20 protein-coding genes are annotated in these 24,363 nt (G+C 64.4%); 14 read left to right on the top strand and 6 right to left on the bottom strand.

Annotated features, from left to right (window positions below):
- The first annotated feature begins 159 nt into the window (after positions 1-159).
- A complete protein-coding gene (locus tag IB263_RS01515; protein ID WP_060608338.1) occupies positions 160-1,428 on the top strand; it encodes an MFS transporter in 1,269 nt (422 codons plus the stop codon).
- A gap of 6 nt (positions 1,429-1,434) precedes the next feature.
- Here IB263_RS01515 and IB263_RS01510 read toward each other — a convergent pair whose 3' ends face one another.
- On the bottom strand, positions 1,435-2,211 hold the full coding sequence (locus IB263_RS01510; RefSeq protein WP_060519720.1) for a DUF4239 domain-containing protein: 777 nt from the start codon (positions 2,209-2,211) through the stop codon (positions 1,435-1,437).
- 213 nt (positions 2,212-2,424) lie between these two features.
- Here IB263_RS01510 and IB263_RS01505 point away from each other — a divergent pair, with 213 nt between their 5' ends.
- Entirely contained in the window at positions 2,425-3,327 is a 903-nt protein-coding gene (locus IB263_RS01505) for a cation diffusion facilitator family transporter (protein ID WP_192437423.1), read from the top strand.
- A gap of 5 nt (positions 3,328-3,332) precedes the next feature.
- Here the strand turns inward: IB263_RS01505 and IB263_RS01500 are convergent, their stop codons facing one another.
- Both IB263_RS01500 and IB263_RS01495 read right to left on the bottom strand, forming a co-directional pair.
- A complete protein-coding gene (locus IB263_RS01500) occupies positions 3,333-4,913 on the bottom strand; it encodes an ABC-F family ATP-binding cassette domain-containing protein (protein ID WP_192437421.1) in 1,581 nt (526 codons plus the stop codon).
- Positions 4,914-5,074: 161 nt separating this feature from the next.
- Positions 5,075-6,886 carry a diguanylate cyclase gene (locus IB263_RS01495; protein ID WP_060519714.1) on the bottom strand — a complete coding sequence of 604 codons (1,812 nt, stop codon included), beginning with the start codon at positions 6,884-6,886 and terminating at the stop codon, positions 5,075-5,077.
- A 252-nt stretch (positions 6,887-7,138) separates the two neighbouring features.
- Between IB263_RS01495 and coaBC the strand changes: the two genes are divergently transcribed.
- Entirely contained in the window at positions 7,139-8,347 is a 1,209-nt protein-coding gene (gene coaBC, locus IB263_RS01490; RefSeq protein WP_112770636.1) for a bifunctional phosphopantothenoylcysteine decarboxylase/phosphopantothenate--cysteine ligase CoaBC, read from the top strand.
- 270 nt (positions 8,348-8,617) lie between these two features.
- On the opposite strand, the gene IB263_RS01485 is transcribed toward coaBC, so the two are convergent.
- The gene (locus IB263_RS01485; protein WP_034797533.1) at positions 8,618-9,424 is read right to left on the bottom strand and encodes a class II glutamine amidotransferase; all 807 of its coding nucleotides are present in this window, start codon (positions 9,422-9,424) and stop codon (positions 8,618-8,620) included.
- 271 nt (positions 9,425-9,695) lie between these two features.
- On the opposite strand from IB263_RS01485, the gene IB263_RS01480 reads away from it, so the two are divergent.
- The 7 genes from IB263_RS01480 (at position 9,696) to IB263_RS01450 (ending at position 18,620) form a co-directional block, all read left to right on the top strand.
- Positions 9,696-10,823, top strand: a complete 1,128-nt coding sequence (locus tag IB263_RS01480) for a Gfo/Idh/MocA family protein (protein ID WP_060608349.1) — start codon at positions 9,696-9,698, stop codon at positions 10,821-10,823.
- A 304-nt stretch (positions 10,824-11,127) separates the two neighbouring features.
- A complete protein-coding gene (locus tag IB263_RS01475; protein WP_060519708.1) occupies positions 11,128-11,982 on the top strand; it encodes a MurR/RpiR family transcriptional regulator in 855 nt (284 codons plus the stop codon).
- A 124-nt stretch (positions 11,983-12,106) separates the two neighbouring features.
- The gene (gene iolC / locus IB263_RS01470) at positions 12,107-14,044 is read left to right on the top strand and encodes a 5-dehydro-2-deoxygluconokinase (protein WP_192437419.1); all 1,938 of its coding nucleotides are present in this window, start codon (positions 12,107-12,109) and stop codon (positions 14,042-14,044) included.
- Positions 14,045-14,117: 73 nt separating this feature from the next.
- Positions 14,118-15,971, top strand: a complete 1,854-nt coding sequence (iolD, locus tag IB263_RS01465) for a 3D-(3,5/4)-trihydroxycyclohexane-1,2-dione acylhydrolase (decyclizing) (RefSeq protein ID WP_192437417.1) — start codon at positions 14,118-14,120, stop codon at positions 15,969-15,971.
- A 98-nt stretch (positions 15,972-16,069) separates the two neighbouring features.
- Complete coding sequence (gene iolE / locus IB263_RS01460; protein WP_192438000.1) at positions 16,070-16,969, top strand: myo-inosose-2 dehydratase; 900 nt, start codon at positions 16,070-16,072, stop codon at positions 16,967-16,969.
- Positions 16,970-17,230: 261 nt separating this feature from the next.
- Positions 17,231-18,031, top strand: coding sequence for a 5-deoxy-glucuronate isomerase (iolB, locus tag IB263_RS01455; protein WP_060580637.1), 801 nt, complete (start codon positions 17,231-17,233; stop codon positions 18,029-18,031).
- A gap of 169 nt (positions 18,032-18,200) precedes the next feature.
- Positions 18,201-18,620, top strand: coding sequence for a GFA family protein (locus tag IB263_RS01450; RefSeq protein ID WP_060580636.1), 420 nt, complete (start codon positions 18,201-18,203; stop codon positions 18,618-18,620).
- A gap of 18 nt (positions 18,621-18,638) precedes the next feature.
- Here the strand turns inward: IB263_RS01450 and IB263_RS01445 are convergent, their stop codons facing one another.
- Positions 18,639-19,334, bottom strand: coding sequence for a DUF2268 domain-containing putative Zn-dependent protease (locus tag IB263_RS01445; RefSeq protein WP_162728661.1), 696 nt, complete (start codon positions 19,332-19,334; stop codon positions 18,639-18,641).
- Between the two features lie 200 nt (positions 19,335-19,534).
- Here IB263_RS01445 and IB263_RS01440 point away from each other — a divergent pair, with 200 nt between their 5' ends.
- The 3 genes from IB263_RS01440 (at position 19,535) to IB263_RS01430 (ending at position 22,085) form a co-directional block, all read left to right on the top strand.
- Positions 19,535-20,341, top strand: a complete 807-nt coding sequence (locus tag IB263_RS01440; protein ID WP_192437415.1) for an AraC family transcriptional regulator — start codon at positions 19,535-19,537, stop codon at positions 20,339-20,341.
- Positions 20,342-20,435: 94 nt separating this feature from the next.
- On the top strand, positions 20,436-21,353 hold the full coding sequence (locus IB263_RS01435; protein WP_112974789.1) for a DMT family transporter: 918 nt from the start codon (positions 20,436-20,438) through the stop codon (positions 21,351-21,353).
- Positions 21,354-21,386: 33 nt separating this feature from the next.
- Positions 21,387-22,085, top strand: a complete 699-nt coding sequence (locus tag IB263_RS01430; protein WP_060580632.1) for a B3/4 domain-containing protein — start codon at positions 21,387-21,389, stop codon at positions 22,083-22,085.
- A 75-nt stretch (positions 22,086-22,160) separates the two neighbouring features.
- On the opposite strand, the gene IB263_RS01425 is transcribed toward IB263_RS01430, so the two are convergent.
- Entirely contained in the window at positions 22,161-23,744 is a 1,584-nt protein-coding gene (locus IB263_RS01425) for a peptide chain release factor 3 (protein ID WP_034797554.1), read from the bottom strand.
- A 91-nt stretch (positions 23,745-23,835) separates the two neighbouring features.
- On the opposite strand from IB263_RS01425, the gene dut reads away from it, so the two are divergent.
- On the top strand, positions 23,836-24,309 hold the full coding sequence (dut, locus tag IB263_RS01420; protein WP_034797555.1) for a dUTP diphosphatase: 474 nt from the start codon (positions 23,836-23,838) through the stop codon (positions 24,307-24,309).
- Positions 24,310-24,363: the final 54 nt, after the last annotated feature.

Below are 24,363 nucleotides of genomic sequence, written 5' to 3'. Positions count from 1 at the left end.
GGCCGCCTCGGGCTTTTCTGTTCATGCCGGGCCCCATTGGGGAATCGACGCCCCCTTGCCGAACACACGTGCCGGCTGTAATCGCATAGGCGTTTCTTCCTTTTGCGCCGCCCCATCCCTTAAGGAGACCGGGCGGTTTCCAGCCAGCAGGTGCCCGTGATGACTGCCTATTCCGAAAAAGCCGGCCGCTTCGTCGCGCTGCTTCTCATCGCGGGCTCCGGTGTGGTGACGATCGCCAAGGGCATGAGCCTGACCTTCCTTGCAATCCGCCTCCAGCGTGACTTCGGCCTCAACCCTGCCAGCATCGGCGCGTTGATCGGCGTGGGTCCGCTGCTCGGCGCGATCGTCAGCCCCTTCGCCGGCACGCTCTCCGATCGGATTGGCCGAAAAGGCGTGTTGACCGTCGCACTCTTCATGGCCGGACTGGCGCTGGCCGGGCTCGGACTGGCACAATCGATCGCCGCCTTCGCGCTGGCCCACATCGTTTCCGCCGTTGCCGCCGCCGTTTTTGAACCGGTCGCGCGCGCCTTGATGAGCGATGCGGCGCCTGAACATCTGCGCCTCAAGGTTTTCTCCTGGCGTTATCTCGCCATCAATGCCGGCTGGGCGATCGGGCCATTGATCGGCGTATGGGTCGGCGCTGCCTATGTGACGCTTTTCGTCATCGCGGGCGTCATCCACGCAGCCTTCGGTCTCGTACTCTTGCTCACGGTACCGGAGGCGAGCAGCAGGCAGGCTATCGAAACCGAACGAACGTCAGGGAGTGCCGGTGGCTGGCGCGGACTTGTCGCCGCCTTGCGTGACCGACGCCTGGTCTTCTTCGTCGTCGGCGGCACGCTGCTTCTCGCCGTTCACGGTCAGTGGTCCGTGACCCTGTCGCAGTATCTCAATACCGGCTTTGAGGACGGCGTCACGCTTTTTGCGCTGCTGGTTTCGACCAACGCGGTAACGGTGCTGGTCGCCAGCACGCCGGCCCGCTTCGTCATCGAACGGATCGGCGCCCTGCATGCGCTGTCGCTTGGCAGCCTGCTGTTCCTGATCGGCGAAATCGGCTTTGCCGCCTCGTCCGGAATGGAAATGCTCGTCGCCTCGATGATCCTTTTCACCATAGGCGAGGTGCTGGTCGTGCCGTCGGAATATGTGCTGGTCGATGGAATTTCCAACGCCGGCAACCGCGGCACCTATTTCGGTGCCCATTCGCTCTCGACGTTTGGAAACTTCCTCGGGCCGCTCACCGGCGGCCTTGCGCTTGGCGCCGTCGGCGGCGCCGGCATGTTCCTGCTGTTCGGGGCATTTGCGGCGGCAGGTGCGCTTCTGTTTGCGATCGGCCATTCCATGCCGCCGCCGCGTCCTGAGGCTGCGCGCACCACAGCGCTCGACGATGGCGCCGCCACGGGAGACCTGCTGCGGCTGGGGCAGTTCGCTTGAGACCGGTTATCCGCCGGTCGCGGGCGACGCGTTGATCTGCTCCTGTACCCGTTCGAGTGGCCCCGGCGCCAGTGCTGCCGGCGGCTGATACGGATTGGAGAAGGCGTAGATCAGGAACAGGATGATGCCGGTATAGGCGCCGAAGAGGCAGAGCAGCAGCAGGTTCCGCCTCCTCGGCGGATAGGCATAGTAGGCGAGCGCGATGAAGATCACGCCGGAGAGTGCCGCGAACCAGAAGATGCTGTCGATCGAGTCCGCGACGTTGCTTTCCCGCTTGGTTCGGCTCTGCGAAACGTCGTGCAGCCGCTCCAGCATCTGGCTGCGCAGGCTCTCCTGACGCTTGTCGGCCGGCACGAGGTTCAGCACATGCTGGTAGGCCTTGTCCCAGAACGCCCAGGCCTCATTTGAAAGACGGCCCTTGTCGGCCAATGACTGCCACTCGCCGTCGATCACCTGGGACACGTAGGCGGAGATCGCCTGCTGGATCGGTGCCTTGAAGCCTTCGCCGTAGCGCGCGGCATCATAGTAGATGTCGGCGATAGCGCCGGCTTCGGTCGCCATTTCGTATTTGAGCTGCTGGTACTCGACCATCTCCTGCGCGAACACGAGCGCAAGGATCAGGCCATGCAGTGCCGAGATCCGGAAGATGACCGAACTGGCCAGCTCCTTTTCATGGCCCTCGGCCTCGCCGCCCATGATCAGCCGCATCAGGAAGTACGCAGCAAGCGTCAGTGCGACCGTGCCACACACGAAGAGTGCACCGAGCAGCATCTCGACGATCATGTCCCCTCCACAGCCCATTCTCCTGCCGCGGGCCTTCGTCAATTCTGAGCCCACGACCGGCGAAAGACAACTGCACGCCCCGGACCAGGCCCTGGGCGGCTGTCTTGCGGCTGGCCGAAACGCTATGCTTGCAGCGCCATCCGCCCGTCTTGCCACCATTTCGACACTGCCAACGCCTACGCACCCCACCAAAACCGGAGTAATAACAAGATCATGAGTGCGCCAAGCGAACAGACAGTCCTCAAACAATCGATCGCGGCCACCGTGGTCGTCGGGGTGACGGGCGTTATCTTCGGTCTGCTATCGGGCTCGGTTTCCATCGTGTTCGACGGCGTCTTCTCGGCCGTCGACGCCTCCATGACCTTGCTTGCGCTTGGCGTGACGCAGCTTATCCCGAAACCGAGCAAGCGCTTCCAGATGGGCTTCTGGCACATCGAACCGATGGTGCTGCTCTTCAATGCCGGCCTTCTGACCCTGCTTTCCTTCTACGCGATGGTGAACGCCGTCGGCTCCATTCTGTCGGGCGGCAATCACCTCGCCTTCGATTGGGCGATCGCCTATGCCGCCGTCGTCGTGGTGATCTGCGCCTTCATGTTCTTCTATGTACGCCGGGCGAACCGGCCGATCGGCTCGGAGTTCCTGGCGCTCGACGTGCGCGCCTGGGCGATGTCCGGCGCGATTACCTCCGCCCTGCTCGTCGCCTTTGCGATCGCCGCCGCCTTGAAGGGAACGGCCTACGAGTACGTCACGCCCTATGTCGACCCGGCGATCCTGATCGTGCTGACGCTCTGCCTGATCCCGCTGCCGATCCGCACGGTCTTCCAGGCGCTTAAGGAGATCTTCCTCGTCGCACCCGCCGAGCTTGACGAGCGCGTGCGGCAGGCAGCGGCGAACGCCGTCACACGCCACGGCTTTGCCGATTACCGCACCTATGTCGCCAAGGTCGGGCGCTCCAAGACAATCGAGGTCTATATGATCGGAACGCCCGAAACCAAGGTCGGCACGCTCGCCGAACTCGACCGGATCCGCGCCGAGATCGGCGAGGAGATCGGTGATCCCGGCCATGACCGTTGGCTGACGATCGCCTTTACCGGCGACGCGCGCTGGGCGGAATAGTCCCGTCAGGAAAGTTCGATCCGCCTGGTGATGCCGATCGCCTCCAGGAAGGCCCGGTCGTGGCTGACGACGAGCAGCGCGCCGTCATAAGCCCTGAGCCCCGCCTCGACCGCCTCGATGGAATCGATATCCAGATGGTTGGTCGGCTCGTCGAGGATCAGGAGCTGCGGCGGATTGCGACCACCGAGCACGCAGGCCAGACCGGCGCGCAGTATCTGTCCCCCGCTGAGGCTCGAGACCATCTGAAGCGCAGCGTCGGCCCGGAACATGAAACGCGCGAGCGCTGCCCGGCAATCGTTCTCGCTGGCATCAGCGTTGAGGGCCCGAAAATTGTCGCGGATAGAGAGCGCGGGATCGAGCAGGCTTACCTTTTGGTCGAGCATGGCGTGATCGACGAGCAGGCGCACGCTGCCGGACCATGGCTGCAGATCACCCGTCAGCAGCGACAGCAGGGTCGTCTTGCCCGAACCGTTGCGGCCGGTAAGCGCAACGCGCTCCGGCCCGACGATCGAGAGCGACAGCCGGTCGACGACCGGCTTCCTCCGCTCATAGCCAACGCCGACGTTATCGACCTGCAGGACGCTGCGACCGGCAGGCAGTCCGGTCGGCGGCAGGCGAACAGTCAGCGGCTGCAGGATTTCGATGCGCTCGCGCGCTTCGACGAGATCGCCGACCGCCTGGTCCCGTCGCCGGTCCGCAAGGCGGGCATTGTCGCCGCCGGTCTTTTCGCTCCGCTCCTTCCTGGCGTCGAGCAAGAGCAGGGGTTCGTCGCCCTTGGCGCGCTTGCGGCGGCCGGCGGCATCCTTGCGCGCCTTGCGTTCGGCCGTCTCCTGGGTCTTGCGCTCGACCTCGGCCAGACGCCGCTCGGCATCGGCGAGATCGTGGCGAGCAGACGCCAGCTCGATCGCCTTGCGTTCACGATAGTGGCTCCAATTGCCGCCGTAGGTGGTGGCGCCGAGCGTTGTCAGTTCGACGATTGCGTCCATCTCTTCCAGGAGTTCGCGATCATGGCTGACGACGATGGCGCCGCCGCGCCAGCCCGCCATCAGCGCAGCGACGGCCGCCCGCCCCTCGCGGTCGAGATTGTTGGTGGGTTCGTCGAGCAGGATGAAGTCCGGCTCCTTGAAGACGAGCGCGGCAAGCTTCACGCGGGTCATCTGCCCGCCGGACAAGGCGGAAAGGCGTGTTTCCGCCGAAGCGTCCAGACCGACGCGCGCCAGCGCTTCCTCCATACGGGCCTCCAGCGTCCAGTCGGCGGAAGCCAGTTCGTCAAGGGTGGCGCGCCCCTCTTCTGCTTTCTGCAGAACCGCAAGCGCGTCGGTGACGCCGAAGAGACTGGCGACGGTCTCGTCGGCCGCGACCTGAACGGTCTGGCTGAGCATACCGAGGCTGCCGATGACACTGACCTTGCCGGCCTGCGGCGTCAGCGTTCCCTCGACCAGTCGCAGCAGGGTGGATTTTCCCACGCCGTTGCGACCGACAAGGCCGGTGCGAACGGGACCAAAGCTCAGGTCGAGATCGGAAAGGAGGCTTCGGCCCTCAGGCGTGGACCACGAAATACGGGAGAGTGAAATCGAAGCAGGCATGGATACGGTTTTCCCTGATGGCAAGACGGTTCGGCTTGGCGGTCAGGGTGAAATCCATCGATGCGTGTATCCTGTTCAAATTTCTATCGCGGTCATAGATAGCATCGAATGCGCCCGTTTCAAGGCAGGCCCTTCGATACAGACCTGCGGGGGCCAGGGGATCAGGCGAGGCTGCGCTGCACCTCGTCGTCGCCGAAGACGAGCCCGGAGGCCCGCACGCTCCGGTTTCGGCCGTGGTTCTTGGAGTCGAGAAGAGCGGCATCGGCCCGGGTCAGGAGCGTGGCTACAGGCCCATCGTCCGGCGCCGAGGCAACGCCGACCGAGACCGAAACCGTGCCCAGAATCCGGCCGCGATGCGACAGCGGCGTCGTGCCGATCCGCGTCCGCAGCCGCTCGGCAAGCTCGAAGCCCGCGGCTTCGCCGGCGTCGGGCATGAGCACGGTGAACTCCTCGCCGCCGAAACGGTAGGCACTGCCGGCATCGCCGACCGTGTCGACGATGATCTGCGCGACATACTGCATGACGACGTCGCCGGCATCGTGGCCGAACTCATCGTTGAAGCGCTTGAAGTGGTCGATGTCGATCATGAGGCAGCTGAGCGGCTTGCCGGCCTGCCCGCGCGGCTGCCGGTTCAGCGCCTCATCGAGGCAGCGCCGGTTGAGCAGGCCCGTCAACGCATCGCGGACGGCGAGATTGGTAAGCTTCTCGCGCAGCTGAAGATTGGCGACGGCGAGCCCGATATTTTCGGCGATCAGTTCGAGATAGAGGCGCGACGCCTCGACCGCGAACTCCTCCTCAGACCGTTCCTCGAAGTAGAGGAGCCCGATCGTGTCGCCCTGGGCCGTCAGCGGCACGCAGAGGCCGATCACGCCTTCATCGTCGAGGTGCTGGCAGGCGATGTCGCTGTGGCCACGGTTGCTCACATGCGGCCGGCCGCGGCGGAGCCCCCAGCAGGCGCTGGACGGAAACGTCGGCGCCGAATGCTGCGGATCGAGCCAGGTACCGACGCGCGACAGGAGCGTCCGGCTGTCGTTCAGCACATAGAGATGGCCGGCGAGGTTGGGAAAGACCTGCGGCGCGAAACGGGCGACGACCTCGGCCAGTTCGTCCTGGCTCTGGCAGGCCTGCAGCCGGTGCATCATCTGCAGGATGAGATCCTTGGTCTGCTGGTCCAGCCGCCGCTCCGCGTCCAGACGGTCCCGCTCCAGGCCGTTTTCGCGGAAGATATGGATCGCCTTGTTCATCTCGCCGATCTCGTCGCTGCGGCGATCGAGCGGGACTTCCACGGCGTAATCCTGCTCGGCAAGTCTTGTGACGATGCCGCTCATGCGGGTGAGCGGCATGGCGACGCGACGCTTGAGGATGAAATAGAGCACGCTCAGGAACAGGGCGGCGGTGATGCCGAGCATCGTCTTGGCGGCGGCCGCATACCAATCGCTGCGCTCCTGCGCCTCGTTGAGGGCCGCGCCGGTGCGGACGTTGGTCAGGTCCCTGAACCGCGCCACCGTCTCAAGAAGGGCGGTCTGCAGACGCTCGTGCTCGGGCCCAAAGAGCTTTTCCTGCGCGCCGGCGCGGTCACCCTTCTGATAGGCCTCGATGGCGGTAACCTCGACCTTGTCGAGCGCTTCCGCCTCGCGAACGATATCCTGCAAGGCGGCGATCTCCGCCGGCGTTGCGCCAAGATTGGTCGCGGTCTTGGTGGCCTCCTCGCGCCGGCGTTCTTCTTCCTCGGCGCGGTGGAAGGCTTCGAGATGGCGCTCGTCGCCGCGCATCACATAAAGACGTGCCTCGTCACTTCGCGTTTCAGCCCCGAGCGCAAGCTCTTCGCCGAGCGTGTCAAGCACCAGATGTTGCTCAACCGCCTGGCGTTCCTTGATCGCGCTGTCGGTCGACAGGATGAAAGCGGCACCGGAAAGCCCCGTCAGAAGGACGGTCACGCCATAGGCCCAGTTTGTGATCGCATTTATTCGCATGGAAGAAGCTTAGCCCCCGCGGATTGAGAGCGGATTAACCGCATTATCAGGCTTCGGCAACAGCCCCTGCCCCGGTTGACGCAAGCGGCGCGGCTTTTGTTCCGGCCCCTCCGGACACGTTGCGCCCGGCAGATCGCTCAAGTAGGTTCGACATCAAAGGCGTCGGTGAGGCCGATCGCCTGGACTATTCTGGTATCGCGTAGGCTCGGCAGCCCATGCCGGGCGAGAGGACGGCCGAAGGGCCGGGTGCAAATGACACTGTCGGGCAAGCGTATTCTCCTCATCATCTCCGGCGGCATCGCGGCCTATAAGAGCCTCGATCTCATCCGACGGCTCAGGGAGCGCGGTGCAAGCGTGCGGCCGGTCATGACGGCGGGCGCACAGGAGTTCGTGACGCCGCTTGCCGTCGGCGCGCTTTCGGCCTCGCATGTCTATCTCGACCTGTTTTCGCGCGAGGACGAGCAGGACGTCGGCCATATTCGGCTGGCGCGCGAATGCGATCTGATCGTCGTGGCACCCGCGACCGCCGACCTGATGGCGAAGATGGCGAACGGCCATGCGGACGATCTCGCCTCGACCATTCTGTTGGCAACGGACCGCCCTGTCCTGGTTGCGCCGGCGATGAACCCGAAAATGTGGGCGCATCCGGCGACGCGCCGCAACCGGGCGACGCTTGCGAGGGACGGCCTCCGCTTCATCGGCCCGGAAGCGGGCGAAATGGCCGAAAGCGGCGAGGCCGGCGAAGGCCGCATGAGTGAGCCGCTGGCGATCGTCGCGGCCGTTGAAGACCTGCTCTTAGGCGCGCCAAAACCGCTTGCCGGGCGCAGCGTCGTCGTCACCTCAGGGCCGACGCATGAGCCGATCGACCCGGTGCGCTACATTGCCAATCGCTCCTCCGGCAAGCAGGGCCATGCGATCGCCGCGGCGCTAGCAAAGCTCGGCGCCGACGTCACGCTGGTCTCCGGCCCGGTGACGATCCCGGATCCGGTTGGTGTGAAAGTCGTGCATGTGGAGCGGGCCGAAGAGATGCGCGATGCGGTGCTTGCCGCCCTTCCCGCCGATGTCGCCGTCATGGTCGCCGCCGTTGCCGACTGGCGGGTGGCGACGGCCGCCGGCAACAAGATCAAGAAGAAGCCGGGCGAGGCGCCGCCGCCGCTGCAGCTTGCTGAAAACCCCGATATCCTGAAGACGGTCGGCCACCATGCGAAGCGGCCAAAGCTCGTCATCGGCTTTGCCGCCGAGACCGAAAACGTCGCCGACAACGGCCGCGCCAAGCTCGAGCGAAAGGGCGCCGACTTCATCCTCGCCAACGACGTCTCGCCGGCAACCGGCATCATGGGCGGCGACCGCAATAAGGTGAAGCTGATCTCACATGCCGGCAATGACGACTGGCCAGAGATGGACAAGGACGCGGTGGCGGAGAAGCTGGCGGCGATGATTGCCGAGCAGCTGGCGCGCTAAACAATCGATCTCATGGCAAATGCCCCTCACCCGAACCCTCTCCCCGCAAGCGGGGCGAGGGGACGCGGCACACGCGATATCGCGTCCCGTTGGCTGCGGGCTTAGCTTCTCCCGTCTAACCTCGAGAACGATGATAATCGGTCGCTTTCTCGAAGAGCCAGTCGTGGACGAGCGAGCGCCACGCGTCCCTCCTCCCCACCTGCGGGGAGGAGGTGGCGGCAGCCGGATGAGGGGCGCGTCGTCCTCGTCGAAGCCGAAAGCGCCGCCGGCTCAGGCCATCTGGCGAGATCTGACCGGCGTGCCCTTGGTCGAAAACAGCCGAACATCGACTCCGTTTTCGCCGACGATGACCGCGGTGCCGTCGGGGATTTCGACCCAGGCACTGTCGTCGTCGTTGAGCGGCTCGGAGACGAGGCAATAGCCACCGCTCGGGCCCATCGGTGCGGCATAGAGCGTCGGCGCCTTCCAGTCGGAGGCGTAGCGCACGGCGTAGAGATCCTGGCCGTCGGAGAAAGCTGCGGTGAAGCGCACCAGCACCTGCCGCTCCAGATGCTCGGCAAGCTGTTCGATAAAGGCGAGCGCCTCGGCGATGGCGCCAAGCGGATCGCGGTCGAGCCCGAACTGCATGGCGAGAAGAAACAGGAGCTCCGAATCCGTCGTGCCGGTGCGCGCCGAATAGAGGTCATTGTCGAGCATGCTCTCCATCGGACGGCGCAGATGCTCGAAGTCGCCGATCTGGCCGTTGTGCATGAAGGACCAGCGGCCGAAGACGAAGGGATGACAGTTGTCGCGCCTGGTTCCGCCGCCGGTCGCGGCGCGCACATGGGCGAGGAAGAGCGGCGAGCGGATTTGCCGTGCGATGCTCTTCAAGTTGCAGTCGGACCAGGCCGGCAGGATATCGCGGTAGCGCCCCGGCTCGGGATGGTCGCCGTACCAGGCGATGCCGAAGCCGTCGCCGTTGGTGGCGGTCTTGGCCCGTGTCGCGCAATGGGACTGTTCGATCAGCGAGTGCGCCGGAGAGGTCACCAGTTCCTCGAGATACAGCGGCTCCCCGCGATAGGCTGCCCAGCGGCACATGCTGATTTCACTCCAGCTCCGCTCCGTTCACTGCGGAGCGATTCGTTAACCATGACGAAACGCCATGTTCCAACGGAACATGGTAAAAATGCGTTAACACATTCCCCCTTCGTCAAGGTGAAGCTAACCGGAACGCACAGTTTTGGCTGTTTCAAACGGCACAACGTCGGTATCGCCGTCGTGTTTCGAACAAACATTCCATATTGACAAAACTTGCAAAATTCATTTCATCTCAGACCAACACGGCAGCGCCGCCAGGGAGGAATTCAGCATGGGCAGCAAGCGCAAACTCGGCATCGGCCTGATCGGCACGGGCTTCATGGGCAAGGCCCATGCGCTCGGCTTCACCATTGCCGCGCGGGTCTTCGACCTGCCCTTCGAGCTCGATCTGGTTTCGGTCGCCGACGTGACCGTCGAGAGTGCCGAACGCGCCCGCGGTCAACTGGGCTTCCGCAAGGCGACCGCCGACTGGCGCGAGCTCTTGACCGATCCGGATATCGACATCATCGACATCACCACGCCGAACCTTTTGCACAAGGAGATGGCGCTTGCGGCGATCGCCCATGGCAAGCACGTCTATTGCGAAAAGCCGCTGGCGCCGACCGTTGCGGAATGCCGCGAGATGGTTGAGGCGGCCGAGAAGGCGGGCGTCGTGACCCAGGTCGGCTTCAACTATCTGAAGAACCCACTGATCTTCCTTGCCAAGGACATCATCGAAAGCGGCGAGATCGGCGAGATCCGCTCGATGCGCGGCATCCATGCGGAAGACTTCATGGCCGACGCGCAGGTTCCGTGGGGCTGGCGCCTGAACCCGGCCAGCGGCGGCGGTGCGCTTGCCGACATCGGCAGCCACATTATCGCCTCCATGCGCCACCTCGTCGGCCCGATCAAACAGGTGCTTGCCGAAACCATCATCCAGATCCCGGAACGCCCGGTGTCCGCTGGCTCCAGCGAAACCCGCGCCGTCGAGGTCGACGACATCACCCGCGCCTTCGTGCGCTTCGAAAACGGCGGCACCGGCAGCTTCGAGGCAAGCTGGATCGCGACCGGTCGCAAGATGCAGCACGATTTCGAGATCTACGGTTCGAAGGGCAGCATCGTCTTCACCCAGGAGCGGCTGAACGAAATCCGCCTCTACAAGACGGGCGATGATATCCGCACCCGCGGCTTCCGCACCATCTGGGCCGGACCGGAACATCCGCCCTATGGCGCGTTCTGCGTAGCGCCGGGCCACCAGATCGGCTTCAACGACCTGAAGGCCATCGAGGTGAAGGAGTTCCTCGACGCCATCGCCGGCGGCAAGTCTCCCTCGACCGATTTCCGCGAAGGCTACGAGGTGCAGAAGGTGCTTTCGGCGACCTATCAATCGGCCAAGACAAACGAATGGGTGCGGATCTAGGCGGCTTCGACGGCCGGCGTGTCGTAGGAAAACCATCTATTTTTGCACGCACGTCGGGACGCTAAACCGCTGCGCACTTTTGCTGGAAATGCCGCCCGTCTTGCTGCGCATTTCGGACGCAAAACCGCTGCGCACTTTTCCTGGACATGCTCTCTGTTTTGGTGCGCATTCCGGACGGAAATCCGCTTCGCACTTTTCCTGGACATGCTCCGAGAAAAATAGAATGCCTGTTCTATCCCGTTCCCGACTAATCGATTAGGGTGAGGCCGAAAGCCAGACTGACATCGAGGGAGACGAGCGAGACATGGCCATGCCGGAAACGACGACAGAGGTGCCGCAGGATTTCGAGGCGCTGAAGGCCGCCATTCTGGAACGCAAGGCGGAGCTGCCGAAACGGCTGCGCCAGGTTGCCGCCTATTCGCTCGACAATCCCGATGAAATCGCCTTCGGCACGGCAGCGAGCATCGCGACTTCCGCCGAAGTGCAGCCGTCGACGCTGGTGCGCTTCGCCCAGCATTTCGGCTTCGAGGGCTTTTCCAGCCTGCAGCAGATCTTTCGCGCCCGGCTGCGTGAGCGCACGCCCGGCTATGAGGACCGGCTGAAGGCGCTCAGCGCCAACGACCACAGCAAGCTCGAAAGCGGTTCGATCTTCAACGGCTTCGTCGCTGCCGCCCACCGCTCGCTCGACAACATCGCCTCCTCGGTGGATCCTGAAGCCTTCGAACGCGCCGTCGATATCCTCGCCAAGGCCGACACCGTCTACCTGATCGCCAAGCGCCGCTCCTATCCGATTTCCAGCTACATGGCCTATGCCTTCGGCAAGCTGAAGGTGAAATACCAGCTCGTCGGCACCGCCGCCGGCATCGACGAGGACATGCTGGCGATGGCGACGAAAAACGATGCCGCCTTTGCCGTCAGCTTCTCGCCCTACGCCTCCGAAAGTGCGGCCCAGGCGCGGCTTCTCGCCGAACGCAAGGTCCCCGTCGTGTCGCTGACGGACTCGGCCTTCTCGCCCTTGGCAGAATCCTCGAAGGTCTGGTTCGAACTGGTCGAGGCCGACCATGCCGGCTTCCGTTCTCTTTCCGCCAGCATGGCGTTTGCCATGGCGCTGACGGTCGCCATCGCCGAGAAGCGCCAGCGCCTCGCCGAGGGCGGCTAGGCAAAACGGAACAGATAGAATGAAAATTCCATATTGACGAAACGTCGGAATTTATGTTTCATACGGCCATCACCCACAGTACGGAAATGGTCGGGCCCGCCAAGGTGTCCGCGGGGAGGAAGCAGTGAGCCAGAACGTTTCGGCACAGGGAGCAAAGCCGCTCGACCTGATCACCATCGGCCGGGCCTCGGTCGATCTCTATGGCCAGCAGATCGGCACGCGGCTTGAAGATGTTTCGAGCTTTGCGAAGTCAGTGGGCGGCTGCCCCTGCAACATCTCTGTCGGCACCGCCCGCCTGGGCCTGAAGTCAGCGCTTCTCACCCGCGTCGGCGACGAACAGATGGGCCGCTTCATCCGCGAGCAGCTCACTCGCGAAGGCGTCGAGACCCGCGGCATCGTCACCGATCCGGAGCGGCTGACGGCGCTCGCGATCCTCGCCGTCGAAAACGACAAGACCTTCCCGCTGCTCTTCTATCGCGACAACTGCGCCGACAACGCGCTTTGCGAAGATGACGTTTCCGAGGAGTTCATCAGTTCCGCCCGCGCCGTGCTCGTCTCGGGAACGCATTTCTCCAAGCCGAACACCGACGCCGCCCAGCGTAAGGCGATCCGCATCGCCAAGGAAAACGGCGCGAAGGTCGTCTTCGACATCGACTACCGCCCGAACCTCTGGGGCCTTGCCGGCCATGACGCCGGCGAGAGCCGCTATATCGCGTCGGATCGCGTTTCGGCGCATCTGAAAACGGTACTTGCCGATTGCGACCTGATCGTCGGCACGGAAGAGGAAGTGCTGATCGCCTCGGGCGATAGTGACCTGCTCCAGGCGCTGAAGACGATCCGCTCGCTCTCCAAGGCGACGATTGTGCTCAAGCGCGGACCGATGGGCTGCATCGTCTATGACGGTCCGATCACCGACGACCTCGAAGACGGCATCGTCGGCAAGGGCTTTCCGATCGAGGTCTATAACGTGCTCGGCGCCGGCGACGCCTTCATGTCCGGCTTCCTGCGCGGCTGGCTCAAAAACGAGCCGCACGCGACGTCGGCTACCTGGGCCAATGCCTGCGGCGCCTTCGCCGTCTCGCGCCTGCTCTGTGCGCCTGAAATCCCGACCTGGACGGAACTGCAGTTCTTCCTGGAAAAGGGCAGCAACGAACGGGCCCTGCGCAAGGACGAGGCGATCAACCACGTTCACTGGGCAACCACACGTCGCCGCGATATCCCGCTTCTGATGGCGCTGGCGATCGACCATCGCAGCCAGCTCGAAGACATGGCCGCCGGCGACCAGGCATTGCTGGACCGCATTCCCGCCTTCAAGGTGCTGGCGGTGAAGGCCGCCGCACAGGTCGCGGCCGGCCGCTCCGGCTTCGGCATGCTGATCGACGACAAGTACGGCCGCGACGCGCTTTACGCCGCCGGCGCCCATCGCGATTTCTGGATCGGCAAACCGATCGAGCTTCCGGGCTCGCGGCCGCTGCAATTCGAATTCAGCCAGGATCTCGGCAGTCGCCTGATCGACTGGCCGGTCGACCACTGCATCAAGGTGCTCTCCTTCTACCACCCGGACGATCCGGCGGAGTTGAAAGCCCAGCAGGTGGCAAAGCTCCGCTCCGCCTTCGAAGCGGCGCGCAAGGTTGGCCGTGAGATCCTGATCGAGATCATTGCCGGCAAGCACGGCAAGCTCGACGACCAGACCATTCCGCGGGCACTGACCGAACTCTACGACGCCGGGCTCAAGCCGGACTGGTGGAAGCTCGAGCCGCAGGCGAGCCGCGGCGCCTGGGCAGCGATCGATGCCGTCATCGAGGCACGCGATCCGCTCTGCCGCGGCGTGGTGCTCTTGGGCCTCGAAGCGCCCTATGAGCAGCTGAAGGACGGCTTTGCAGCCGCCCGCACTTCGAAGACGGTCCGGGGCTTTGCCGTCGGCCGAACGATTTTCGCCGATGCCGGCCGGGCCTGGCTCGGCGGCACGATGAGCGACGACCAGGCGATCGCCGACATGGCCGGAAAATTCAAGGCCCTGGTCGATCTCTGGCTGCAACTGGGTGAAACAAAGGCGGCATAGGATCGACAGATATCAGTCGATAATGCCGGACAGGGCGGAACGGGACGATTCCGCCACGAGGAGGAAACAGATTATGAGCCAGAAGACCGTGCGCCTGACCATGGCCCAGGCCGTGGCGCGGTTCCTGACCCGCCAGATGACCGTCATCGAAGGCAAGAAGGTGCCTATCTTCGGCGGCGTCTTCGCCATCTTCGGCCATGGCAACGTCGCCGGCGTCGGCGAAGCGCTGCACGCGATCAAGGACACGCTGCCGACCTACCGCGCCCAGAACGAACAGGGCATGGCGAATGCGGCGATCGCCTTTGCCAAGGCGAGCTTCCGCCGCCGCTTCATGGCCTGCACCACCTCGATCGGCCCCGGCGCGCTCAACATGGTGACCTCGGCAGCACTCGCCCATGTCAACCGCCTGCCGGTCCTCTTCCTGCCCGGCGATGTGTTCGCCAACCGCCGCCCCGATCCGGTGTTGCAGCAGGTGGAAAGCTTCGACGACGGCACGATCTCGGCGAACGACTGCTTCCGCCCGGTCTCGCGCTACTTCGACCGCATCAGCCGGCCCGAACAGATCATCCCGGCGCTGCGCCGCGCCATGCAGGTGCTGACGGATCCGGCCGATTGCGGCCCGGTGACGCTGTCGCTCTGCCAGGATGTCCAGGCGGAAGCCTATGACTATCCGGAAAACTTCTTCGACGAGAAGGTCTGGGTGCCGCGCCGCGTCGAGCCGGATCTCGACGAACTGGCGACGGCGATCGCGGCGCTGAAGGAAGCAAAGAAGCCGATCATCATCGCCGGCGGCGGCGTGCTCTATTCCGAAGCGAGCAAGGAGCTCGGCGATTTCGCCGAACGCCACGGCATTCCCGTGGTCGAGACGCAGGCCGGCAAGTCGGCGCTGCCGCATTCGCATTCGCTCAACATGGGCTCGGTCGGCGTGACCGGCACCACCGCCTCCAACGCGCTTGCCGAGGATGCTGACGTGGTTCTCGCCGTCGGCTCGCGCCTGCAGGACTTCACGACCGGTTCCTGGGCGCTCTTCAAGAACGAGGGCCTGAAGATCATCGGCCTCAACGTTCAGCCTTTCGACGCCGGCAAACACAACGGCCTGCCGCTGATCGCAGACGCCCGCGCCGGTCTCAACCGCATCTCCGGCGGTCTTGGCGGCCACAAGGCCGATCCGAGCTGGACCGCGAAGGCCAGGGCCGGCAAGGCGGAATGGCTGGCGGCGGCCGACAAGGCGACGGCCACGACCAATGCGGCCCTTCCCTCCGACGCCCAGGTGATCGGCGCCGTGCAGCGCGCCCGCGGCGGCAAGAACACGACGCTCGTCTGCGCCGCCGGCGGTCTACCCGGTGAGTTGCACAAGCTCTGGCAGGCGGAAGAGCCCGGCGGCTACCACATGGAATACGGCTTCTCGACCATGGGTTACGAAGTAGCCGGCGGTCTCGGCGTCAAGCTCGCCAAGCCCGAGAGCGACGTGATCGTCATGGTCGGTGACGGCAGCTACATGATGCTGAATTCGGAGATCGCCTCTTCGATCATGCTTGGCGCCAAGTTCACGATCGTGCTGCTCGACAATGCCGGCTACGGCTGCATCAACCGGCTGCAGATGGGTACCGGTGGCGCCAACTTCAACAATCTCTTGAAGGACACCCATCACGTCGAACTGCCGCAGATCGACTTCGCGGCGCATGCCGGCGCGATGGGCGCCGTCACCCGCAAGGTCGCCTCGATCTCCGAGCTCGAAGCAGCGCTCAAGGAGACCGCGAGCGAGACGCGCACGACCGTGATCGTCATCGACACCGATCCGCTGATCACGACCGAGGCCGGCGGCCACTGGTGGGATGTCGCAGTGCCCGAGGTCTCGGGCCGCGCCCAGGTCAACGCGGCGCGCGAGGGTTATGAGAAGGCGCTCGCCGCACAGCGCTTCGGCTAAGATTGCCCTTTCGGCGCCCGCGTTTTCGCGCGGGCGCTTTTCCCGTTTATGCTCACAAAATATCCGCCTTCCGCGGATGGCATCAGAAAGTGAAAGACATGATCCGCTACGGAACTAACCCGATCGCCTGGAGCAACGACGACGATCATTCGATCGGCGCGCATTTGACGCTCGAGGACTGCCTGTCCGATTGCCAGAAGATCGGCTTCGACGGCATCGAGAAGGGCCACAAGATGCCGTCCGATCCGGAAGCACTGAAGCAGAAGCTCGGCTCCTACGATCTCGTCTTCGTCTCCGGCTGGCACTCGACCAACCTGCTCACCCATGACGTCGAGGCCGAGAAGAAGGCGATCCAGCCGCATCTCGATCTCCTGAAGGACAATGGCTGCAAGGTGGCAATCGTCTGCGAAACCTCGAACGCCATCCATGGCGACGACGGAAAGTCGGTCGCCAACGACAAGCCGGTGCTTCCGGCCGACCAGTGGAAGAAGTTCGGCGCCGACCTCGAAGCGATCGCGCAATATTGTGCCGACCAGGGCATCGACCTCGTCTACCATCACCACATGGGCACAATCGTCCAGACCGGTGAGGAAATCGATCTCCTGATGCAGAACACCGGCCCGGCGACCAAGTTGCTGCTCGACACCGGCCACGCCTGGTTCGGCGGTTCCGATCCGGCCAAGGTCGCGAAGAAATACATGCACCGCGTGCGCCACATCCATTGCAAGAACGTGCGTCCCGCTGTCCGCAAGGTCGTCGAGGGCGAAGGCCTCTCCTTCCTCGAAGGCGTGCGCCGTGGCGTCTTCACGGTTCCCGGCGACAGTGAAGGCGGCGTCGACTTCCTGCCCGTACTGAAGATCGCCGCCGAGCACGATTATTCCGGCTGGCTGGTGATCGAGGCGGAACAGGATTCGGCCGTGCGCAACCCTTTCGAATACCAGTCACTCGGGCTGAAGTCGCTGAAGGCTTTGGCCAAGGAAGCCGGGCTCGACAAGTAAGCCGTCACTTTCGGTCGCCGGACTTCGCGGGGCGTGCCCCTCATCCGCACGGTGAGGGAGGCCCTCATCCGGCTGCCGCCACCTTCTCCCCGCCGGCGGGGTGAAGGGATATGCCGCGCCCTCCGGTCCCTCGCGACGTAGAGGTGGGGAGCGCGACGCAAACTCCGAAAATCCCCTCTCCCCGTAAGCGGGGAGAGGGCTAGGGTGAGGGGCAGGCCAACCATTCGGCGCGGCTCCAGAAAAAGTATCAGGGAGATCGACATGTCCAAGCTGCTCGTCAAACCGAAGGCCAAATCGGGCCTCATGCAAAACGTGACGCCGGAGAGCGCCGGCTGGACCTATGTCGGCTTCGCGCTGGAACGGCTGAAAGCGGGCGAGACGACCGAGGGCGAGACCGGCGACAAGGAAATCTGCCTGGTGCTTGTGTCCGGCAAGGCGAAGGTCGCCGTCGACGGCGAAAGCCTCGGCGAGCTCGGCGAGCGCATGACCCCCTTCGAGGGCCAGCCCTATGCCGTCTACGTGCCGAAGGGCAGCCGCTGGCAAGCAACGGCCACCTCCGACCTCGACCTTGCCATCTGCTCGGCCCCGGGCGGCGACGGCTTCAAGGCGAAGGTGATCGCACCGGGCACCCATCCGCAGATGACCCGCGGCAAGGGTACCAACACCCGCTACGTCACCAACATCATGCCGGAAGATGACGGCTCGGCGCAGTCGCTGCTCGTCGTCGAGGTGATCACTCCCGGTGGCCATACTTCCTCCTACCCCCCGCACAAGCACGACCAGGACGACCTGCCGGCCGAGAGCTATCTGGAAGAGACCTATTACCACCGGCTGAACCCGCCCCAGGGCTTTGCGATGCAACGCGTCTATACCGACGATCGCTCGCTCGACGAGACCATGGCAGTCGAGGACGGCGACGTGACGCTGGTGCCGAGGGGCTATCATCCGGTCGCTGCCGTGCACGGCTACGACGTCTATTATCTCAACGTCATGGCCGGACCGAAGCGCATCTGGAAGTTCCACAACGCCCGCGAACACGAGTGGCTGTTTACCGGCGTGTAAGCGGCGGCGAACCAAACGGTGGCGCTCCACCGCTCTCCGTCCATGCCGAACGGCGGGGCGAGACGCTGCGATCCTTGAGCCCGATCGCCCAATGAGGCTTCGGGCGGATGAGAGCGGCATAGCCTTTCGCCCGGACCGCCCTAGCTTTCCCGCTTTCAGGGAGGGCTCCATGCATATCGACGGGCAATGCCACTGCGGCTTCGTCACCTACGAGGCGGAGATCGACCCGGCCGATGTCGGGATCTGCCATTGCACCGATTGCCAGCAACTGACGGGATCGGCCTACCGCGTCACCGCCGGCACGGAACGGGAGAACTTTCGGCTGACCGGCGGCGAACCGAAGCTCTATGTGAAGATCGGCGCAAACGGGCGGCAGCGGCTGCAGTTCTTCTGCCCGAACTGCGGCTCGCCGATCTATACGACCGGCACCGACGAGGACGCGCTGGAGGTTGGCATCCGGGTGGGAACGATCAACCAGCGCCGGCAGCTCAGACCGCGGTCGCAGATCTGGTGTTCCTCGGCGTTGCCCTGGATCGGCGACGTCAGGAAGCTGCCGGGCCGCGATCGCGACGAGGCGCCTCACGCTTAGCCATCTCGGCCTGAACCATCATGCGGCGACGAGCAGACGATCCTTGAGCGGCGCCCATGCTTCGCCGATCACGACCGATGCCGGCGTCGCCGTCATCTGCGATGGGCGCGCCTCCGGATTGACAGCAAGATAAGTCTTCACCAGATGATAGCCGATCGTGTAGCCGGCCCAGCGCGGCAGAGACCGATCGGTGCCAAAGAACCAGCCTGCGTGATCATAGGTCTCGGTCCAAAGCTCTCGTTCGGCGCGCTCCAACAAGCTTTCCCAATCCGCGGCGTTGAGCGCATGATTCCACACATGGCCGTCGCCGCCGTTGATCTCGGCATCGAAAGCATCGGCCAACCCCTCGCTGACCAGCGCTTCGCCGAGCTTGGAACCATAGCCGCAGGTCGCGTGGCGAAAGGAATGATGCAGTTCGTGCGTCAGCAATTTGCGCACTTCTCCCGCACTAAGGCTCGCCTCGAAATTCTCGTTGCCGGGATCGACCGTGAAGAAGACCAGCGCCCTGCGGTAGCAGGCGCCCGCAACACCGAGTTCGGGGATCGTCTCGCCCGCACGATACTCGACGAGGACATCGATGGGGGCGGCGCTGTCCGAGGCAGAAACCGCCGCGCCGACACGCTCGGCGGTTTCCCGCACGGCCTCCCGTATTCGTTCGTGCCACGGCGCCAGAGACCCGTCCGCTTCGAGAAAGTGAACACGAAGATCCAGCATTTCGACCATCTCCTATTGTCTCAGCCGCCTGGCACCGCAACGTAAGGATGCGGCCGGTGATTGCAACGCCGGAAAGATGAAAGTTTCTACGACCCACCGATGTCAGCCGGAGCAGGAGGCGTCATGAGGCGTCATTGCGATGGCCGGATGCGGCGCCGCGGTGTACAAGACAAAGCTGGAGAACGGAGCAGGCGCGCGGGATGGCAAAGGGCAAGATCAGGATGCTGCGCAGTGCCGCCGCGGGCATAGACGCTGTCGAGGCCGAAACGCGCCAGTCCTTCGCCCGCCACACGCACGATCAGTTCGGCATCGGTCTCATCTATGAGGGCGCGCAGAAGTCGCTCAGCGGCCGCGGCATGGTCGAAGCCGGCGCCGGCGACATGATCACCGTCAACCCCGGCGAGGTGCATGACGGAACGCCGATCGGTGATGCCGGCCGCGCCTGGCGCATGCTCTACTTCGATCCCTCGGTCATCGCGACTGCCGCCGAGGATATCAGCCAGGGCCGCGCGCATTCCGGCGAGTTCACTGCACCCGCGTTCCACGACCGGGAGGTCGCAGATCACTTTCGGGCACTGTTTGCGGCCATCACCGATCCGACGGCCATGGGCGACGCCATCCGGCACGAGGAGCAGCTCCTGTCGCTGCTTGCAGGCGTTCTTGCCACCGGCAGGCGACACCAGCGTGAACGGCCGGCAACAGTCGCGGCGGCCAAGACGATGATCGACGACGATCCGACGGCCGCGATCACGCTTGCCGATCTCGCCGCCGAAGCCGGGCTCAGCCGCTTTCAACTGGTGCGCAATTTCGCAAGTGCGGTCGGCCTGACGCCGCATGCCTATATCGTCCAGCGCCGCATCGATCTCGCCCGCCGCCTGATCGGCGGGGGCATGCCGCTGGCGGAGGCCGCGTTCGCGGCCGGCTTCGCCGACCAGAGCCACATGACCCGCGTCTTCGTCAGCAAATATGGCCTCTCGCCGGGCATCTATGCCGAGGCCAAAAAGTAACGCCCGCAATTCCGTTCAAGACCCGAGCCCTCCCCCGGAGCATTGCTGCACCGGCTGCGCAGCGACAAGCGCGGCGCAGCAACGGAGAACGGACATGTCGGGAAAATTTCAAGGCTATCTCTATCTGTCGCTGGCGATGATCCTCGTCGGTAGTACGGTGATCGCCAGCAAGATCATCGCGACGGGCCTGCCACCGTTCACGGCCACCGCGCTGCGCTTCGCCGTCGCCTTCCCGCTCTTCCTGCTGTTGATGTGGCTCACCAGGACGTCATGGCCGAAACTTAAAGGCCGCGACTGGCTTCTCCTCATCGCCCAGGCCGGCGCTGGCAGCGTCGGCTATACGACGCTTTTGATCGCCGGCCTCAGCCTGACCTCGGCAACCGATGCCGGCGTGGTGATCGGTACGCTGCCGGTGGTTTCCGCCGCCATCGCCATCCTTCTTCTCGGCGAGCGCCCGGACCGCAAAGTGCTTGCGGCGATCGCACTTGCCGCAGCCGGCGTGCTGACCATCGTCTTCAAGCCCGGCGAAGGCGGCACCCATCCGCCGCTCGGCATCGCCCTCATCTTTGGCGCCGTCATATGCGAAGGCCTGTTCATCCTTCTCAACAAGCGCGTCAAGACGGAGATCTCGCCGCTGGCTCTTTCGACGCTGATGGCCGGCCTCGGCTTCGCGGTCGCCATCATCCCTGCGCTCTTCGAGACGCATGCGACGGCCGAGATCGACAGGGGCGCAATCGTTGCGGTTCTCTACTACGCCCTCATCCCGACCGTTGCCGGCTTCCTGCTCTGGTATGCGGGATCGGCCAAAGTAAGCGGCACCGAGGCCTCCGTCTTCACGGCGCTGGCGCCCGTTTCAGCCGTCGCCTTCGCCTTTCTCCTGCTCGACGAGCCGGTCGGCGCCCCTCAATTGCTTGGGATCGGCTGCGTGCTCGCCGCCGTCCTCGGCCTGACCCTACCCCAGATCCTCGCCGGCCGAAGGACGGCACGCGCCTTTCCGGTCGCGGAGGTTTGAACCAGAATGAACGCATCCAATTCGAGGACTTCCATGCACTTCCAGCACGCAGACGACATCTGGCGCGATTTCCCGGAGCTGAGCGCCGGCGCGCTTTTCATCGATGGCATAAATGGCGGCGTCTCGGTCGAGGACCATGTTCGCCAGTTCCAGGCGAGCGCAAATGATCGTCTCGGCGCGGGTTCGGAAAGCGACCTGCCCGAGATCCAGGCGTGGCGCCGGACCTTTGCCAAGATGGGATTGAAGCCGACACAATACCGCTCGGCAGCCGAAGCCTTGCTCCGCCGCTTCCGCAAGGAAGGCGACCTGCCCTCGATCCATCCGCTGATCGATCTTTGCAACGCCGCTTCGCTCGCCTTCGCCATTCCGATCGCCGTCTTCGACCTCTCCCACGTCAGCGGTTTTCTGCACGTCCGCCGGGCGGCCGGCAGCGAACGCTATCTGACGTTCTCAGGAGAAACGGAGAGCCCCGAACCAGGCGAAGTGATCTTCGCCGATGCCGAGGGGCGGGCGCATGCCCGGCGCTGGACCAACCGGCAGAGCGGTCTTTCGGCCATCCGGCCGCAGACGACGCATGCGCTGATCGTGGCGGAAGCGCTGCACAAGACGGCATGCGAGGACACCGAACGCCTGCTCACGGCACTTTCGCAGGCAATCGAACAGACCTGGGGCGCTCGCCCGAGCATGGCCATGCTCGATCGTTCGTCGCCGCGTTTCGATTTTTCGGTTTAGGGATTTCGTTCGGAAAACGGCGCTTGGGCGCCGCGAGACCGGCCGATGCCTAGGCACCGGCCGGACACAGGACAATCAGGCCGCCTTGGCGACGTGATATTCCTTGATCGCGACCATCTTGATCGCCGGATAGCGCTCGGCTTCGTAGCGCAGCGAGAAGCTGTCCTGCGCCAGGAACACCGGGTCGCCGTCGAGATCGCGGGCGATGTCGCCGCGGCGCGCGGTGACGAACTTGTCGAGTTCGGCCGGCTGATCGGACGAAATCCAGCGGCAAACGGAAAAGCGCGACATTTCGAAGGAGACCGGCAGGCCGTATTCGGCGCTGAGGCGCTCCTTCAACACGTCGAGCTGCAGCGCGCCGACGACGCCGACGATCGCCGGCGAGCCGTCTTCCGGCGAGAAGAGCTGCACGACGCCTTCTTCCGCCATCTGCTGCAGCGCCTCTTTCAGCTTCTTCGCCTTCATCGCATCCTCGAGCCGCACGCGGCGCAGGATTTCCGGCGAGAAGTTCGGCACGCCCTGGAACACCAGCGGCTCACCCTCCGTCAGCGTGTCGCCGATACGGAGCGTGCCGTGGTTCGGGATGCCGACGACGTCGCCGGCGTAAGCCGTGTCGGCGAGCTGGCGCTGCGAGGCGAAGAAGAACTGCGGGGCGCTGAGGCCAAGCTGCTTGCCGGTGCGCGACAGGCGTGCCTTCATGCCGCGCTCGAGCTTGCCGGAGCAGACGCGGGCAAAGGCGATGCGGTCGCGATGGTTCGGGTCCATGTTGGCCTGGATCTTGAAGACGAAGGCCGTCATCTTGTCGTCGGTCGCATGCACCGTGCGGATATCCGCGACCTGGTCGCGCGGCGGCGGGGCGATGTCGCCAAGCGCATTGATGAGATCGCGCACACCGAAGTTGCGCAGCGCCGAGCCGAAAAAGACCGGGGTCAGGTGGCCTTCGAGGAAGGCCTTCTTGTCGAAGGGCTTGCAGGCCTCGATCGCCAGCATCAGCTCTTCGGTAAAGGCGTCGCGCTCGTTTTCCGGCAGGCGATGGGAGGCCATTTCCGGGCCGTTGACCTTGGTCGGGATTTCCTGCGTGTCCGAACCGCGCACGGTGTTGTCGGCGAGGTTGTAGGACCCGCAGAAAGTCTTCGAGCGGCCGATCGGCCAGGTCACCGGCGCGCAGTCGAGCGCCAGCTTCTCCTCGACCTCATCCAGGATCTCGAAGGGATCGCGGCTCTCGCGGTCCATCTTGTTGACGAAGGTGATGATCGGGATGTCGCGCATGCGGCAGACTTCGAAGAGCTTTAGCGTGCGCGGTTCGATACCCTTGGCGGCGTCGATGACCATGACGGCCGCATCCACCGCCGTCAGCGTGCGATAGGTGTCATCGGCGAAGTCTTCGTGACCGGGCGTATCAAGAATGTTGAAGACGTTGCCGCCATACTCGAAGGTCATCACCGAGGTGACGACCGAGATGCCGCGCTCGCGCTCGATCTTCATCCAGTCCGAACGGGTCTGGATGCGGTCCTTCTTGGCCTTGACCTCACCGGCGAGCTGGATGGCACCGCCGAACAGCAGCAACTTTTCCGTGAGCGTGGTCTTACCGGCGTCCGGGTGGGCGATAATCGCAAATGTGCGGCGGCGGGAGACCGCCTCGGCGAGAGTTTCAGCCATGTCGTAAAATCCTGTGAGTTGCCGCGTCCTTTACAGGCTCGGCCCCGATTATGCAATTGACCGAGGCGCCCGTGGCCCGGCTTATGCGGGCATGAGCACGCACACTTCCCTATCCCGCCCGACCCTCAACCTCGTTCGTCTGCCGCACGGCGAAGGCCTGGAGCTTCCGGCCTACGAGACCGCAGGCGCCGCCGGCATGGATTTGCGCGCGGGCGTCCCCGCCGATCGCCCGCTGATGCTCACCCCCGGCAAGCGCGCCCTCGTTCCGACCGGCTTCATTTTCGAAGTGCCCGCCGGCTACGAGGCGCAGATCCGCCCGCGCTCCGGCCTCGCCTTCAAGCACGGCATCACCTGCCTCAACACGCCCGGTACGATCGACAGCGACTATCGCGGTGAAGTGAAGGTGCTGCTCGTCAATCTCGGCGACGAGGAGTTCATCATCGAGCGCGGCATGCGCATCGCCCAGATGGTGATCGCACCGGTCACGCAGGTCACGGTTCGCGAGGCCGACGGCGCAAGCGAGACGGCACGCGGCGCCGGCGGCTTCGGCTCGACCGGCGTCTGATCGAGCGACGGCTACCGCTTCGCACTTTTCCCGGAATTGGCTTTTAGGCCGTAA

Origin of the sequence: Ensifer sp. ENS03 (genome assembly GCF_014852035.1) — a bacterium.
GTDB classification, from domain to species: domain Bacteria; phylum Pseudomonadota; class Alphaproteobacteria; order Rhizobiales; family Rhizobiaceae; genus Ensifer; species Ensifer adhaerens.
Note: the sequence above shows the minus strand (reverse complement) of the source record. Positions and strands in the feature narration are given on the sequence as shown.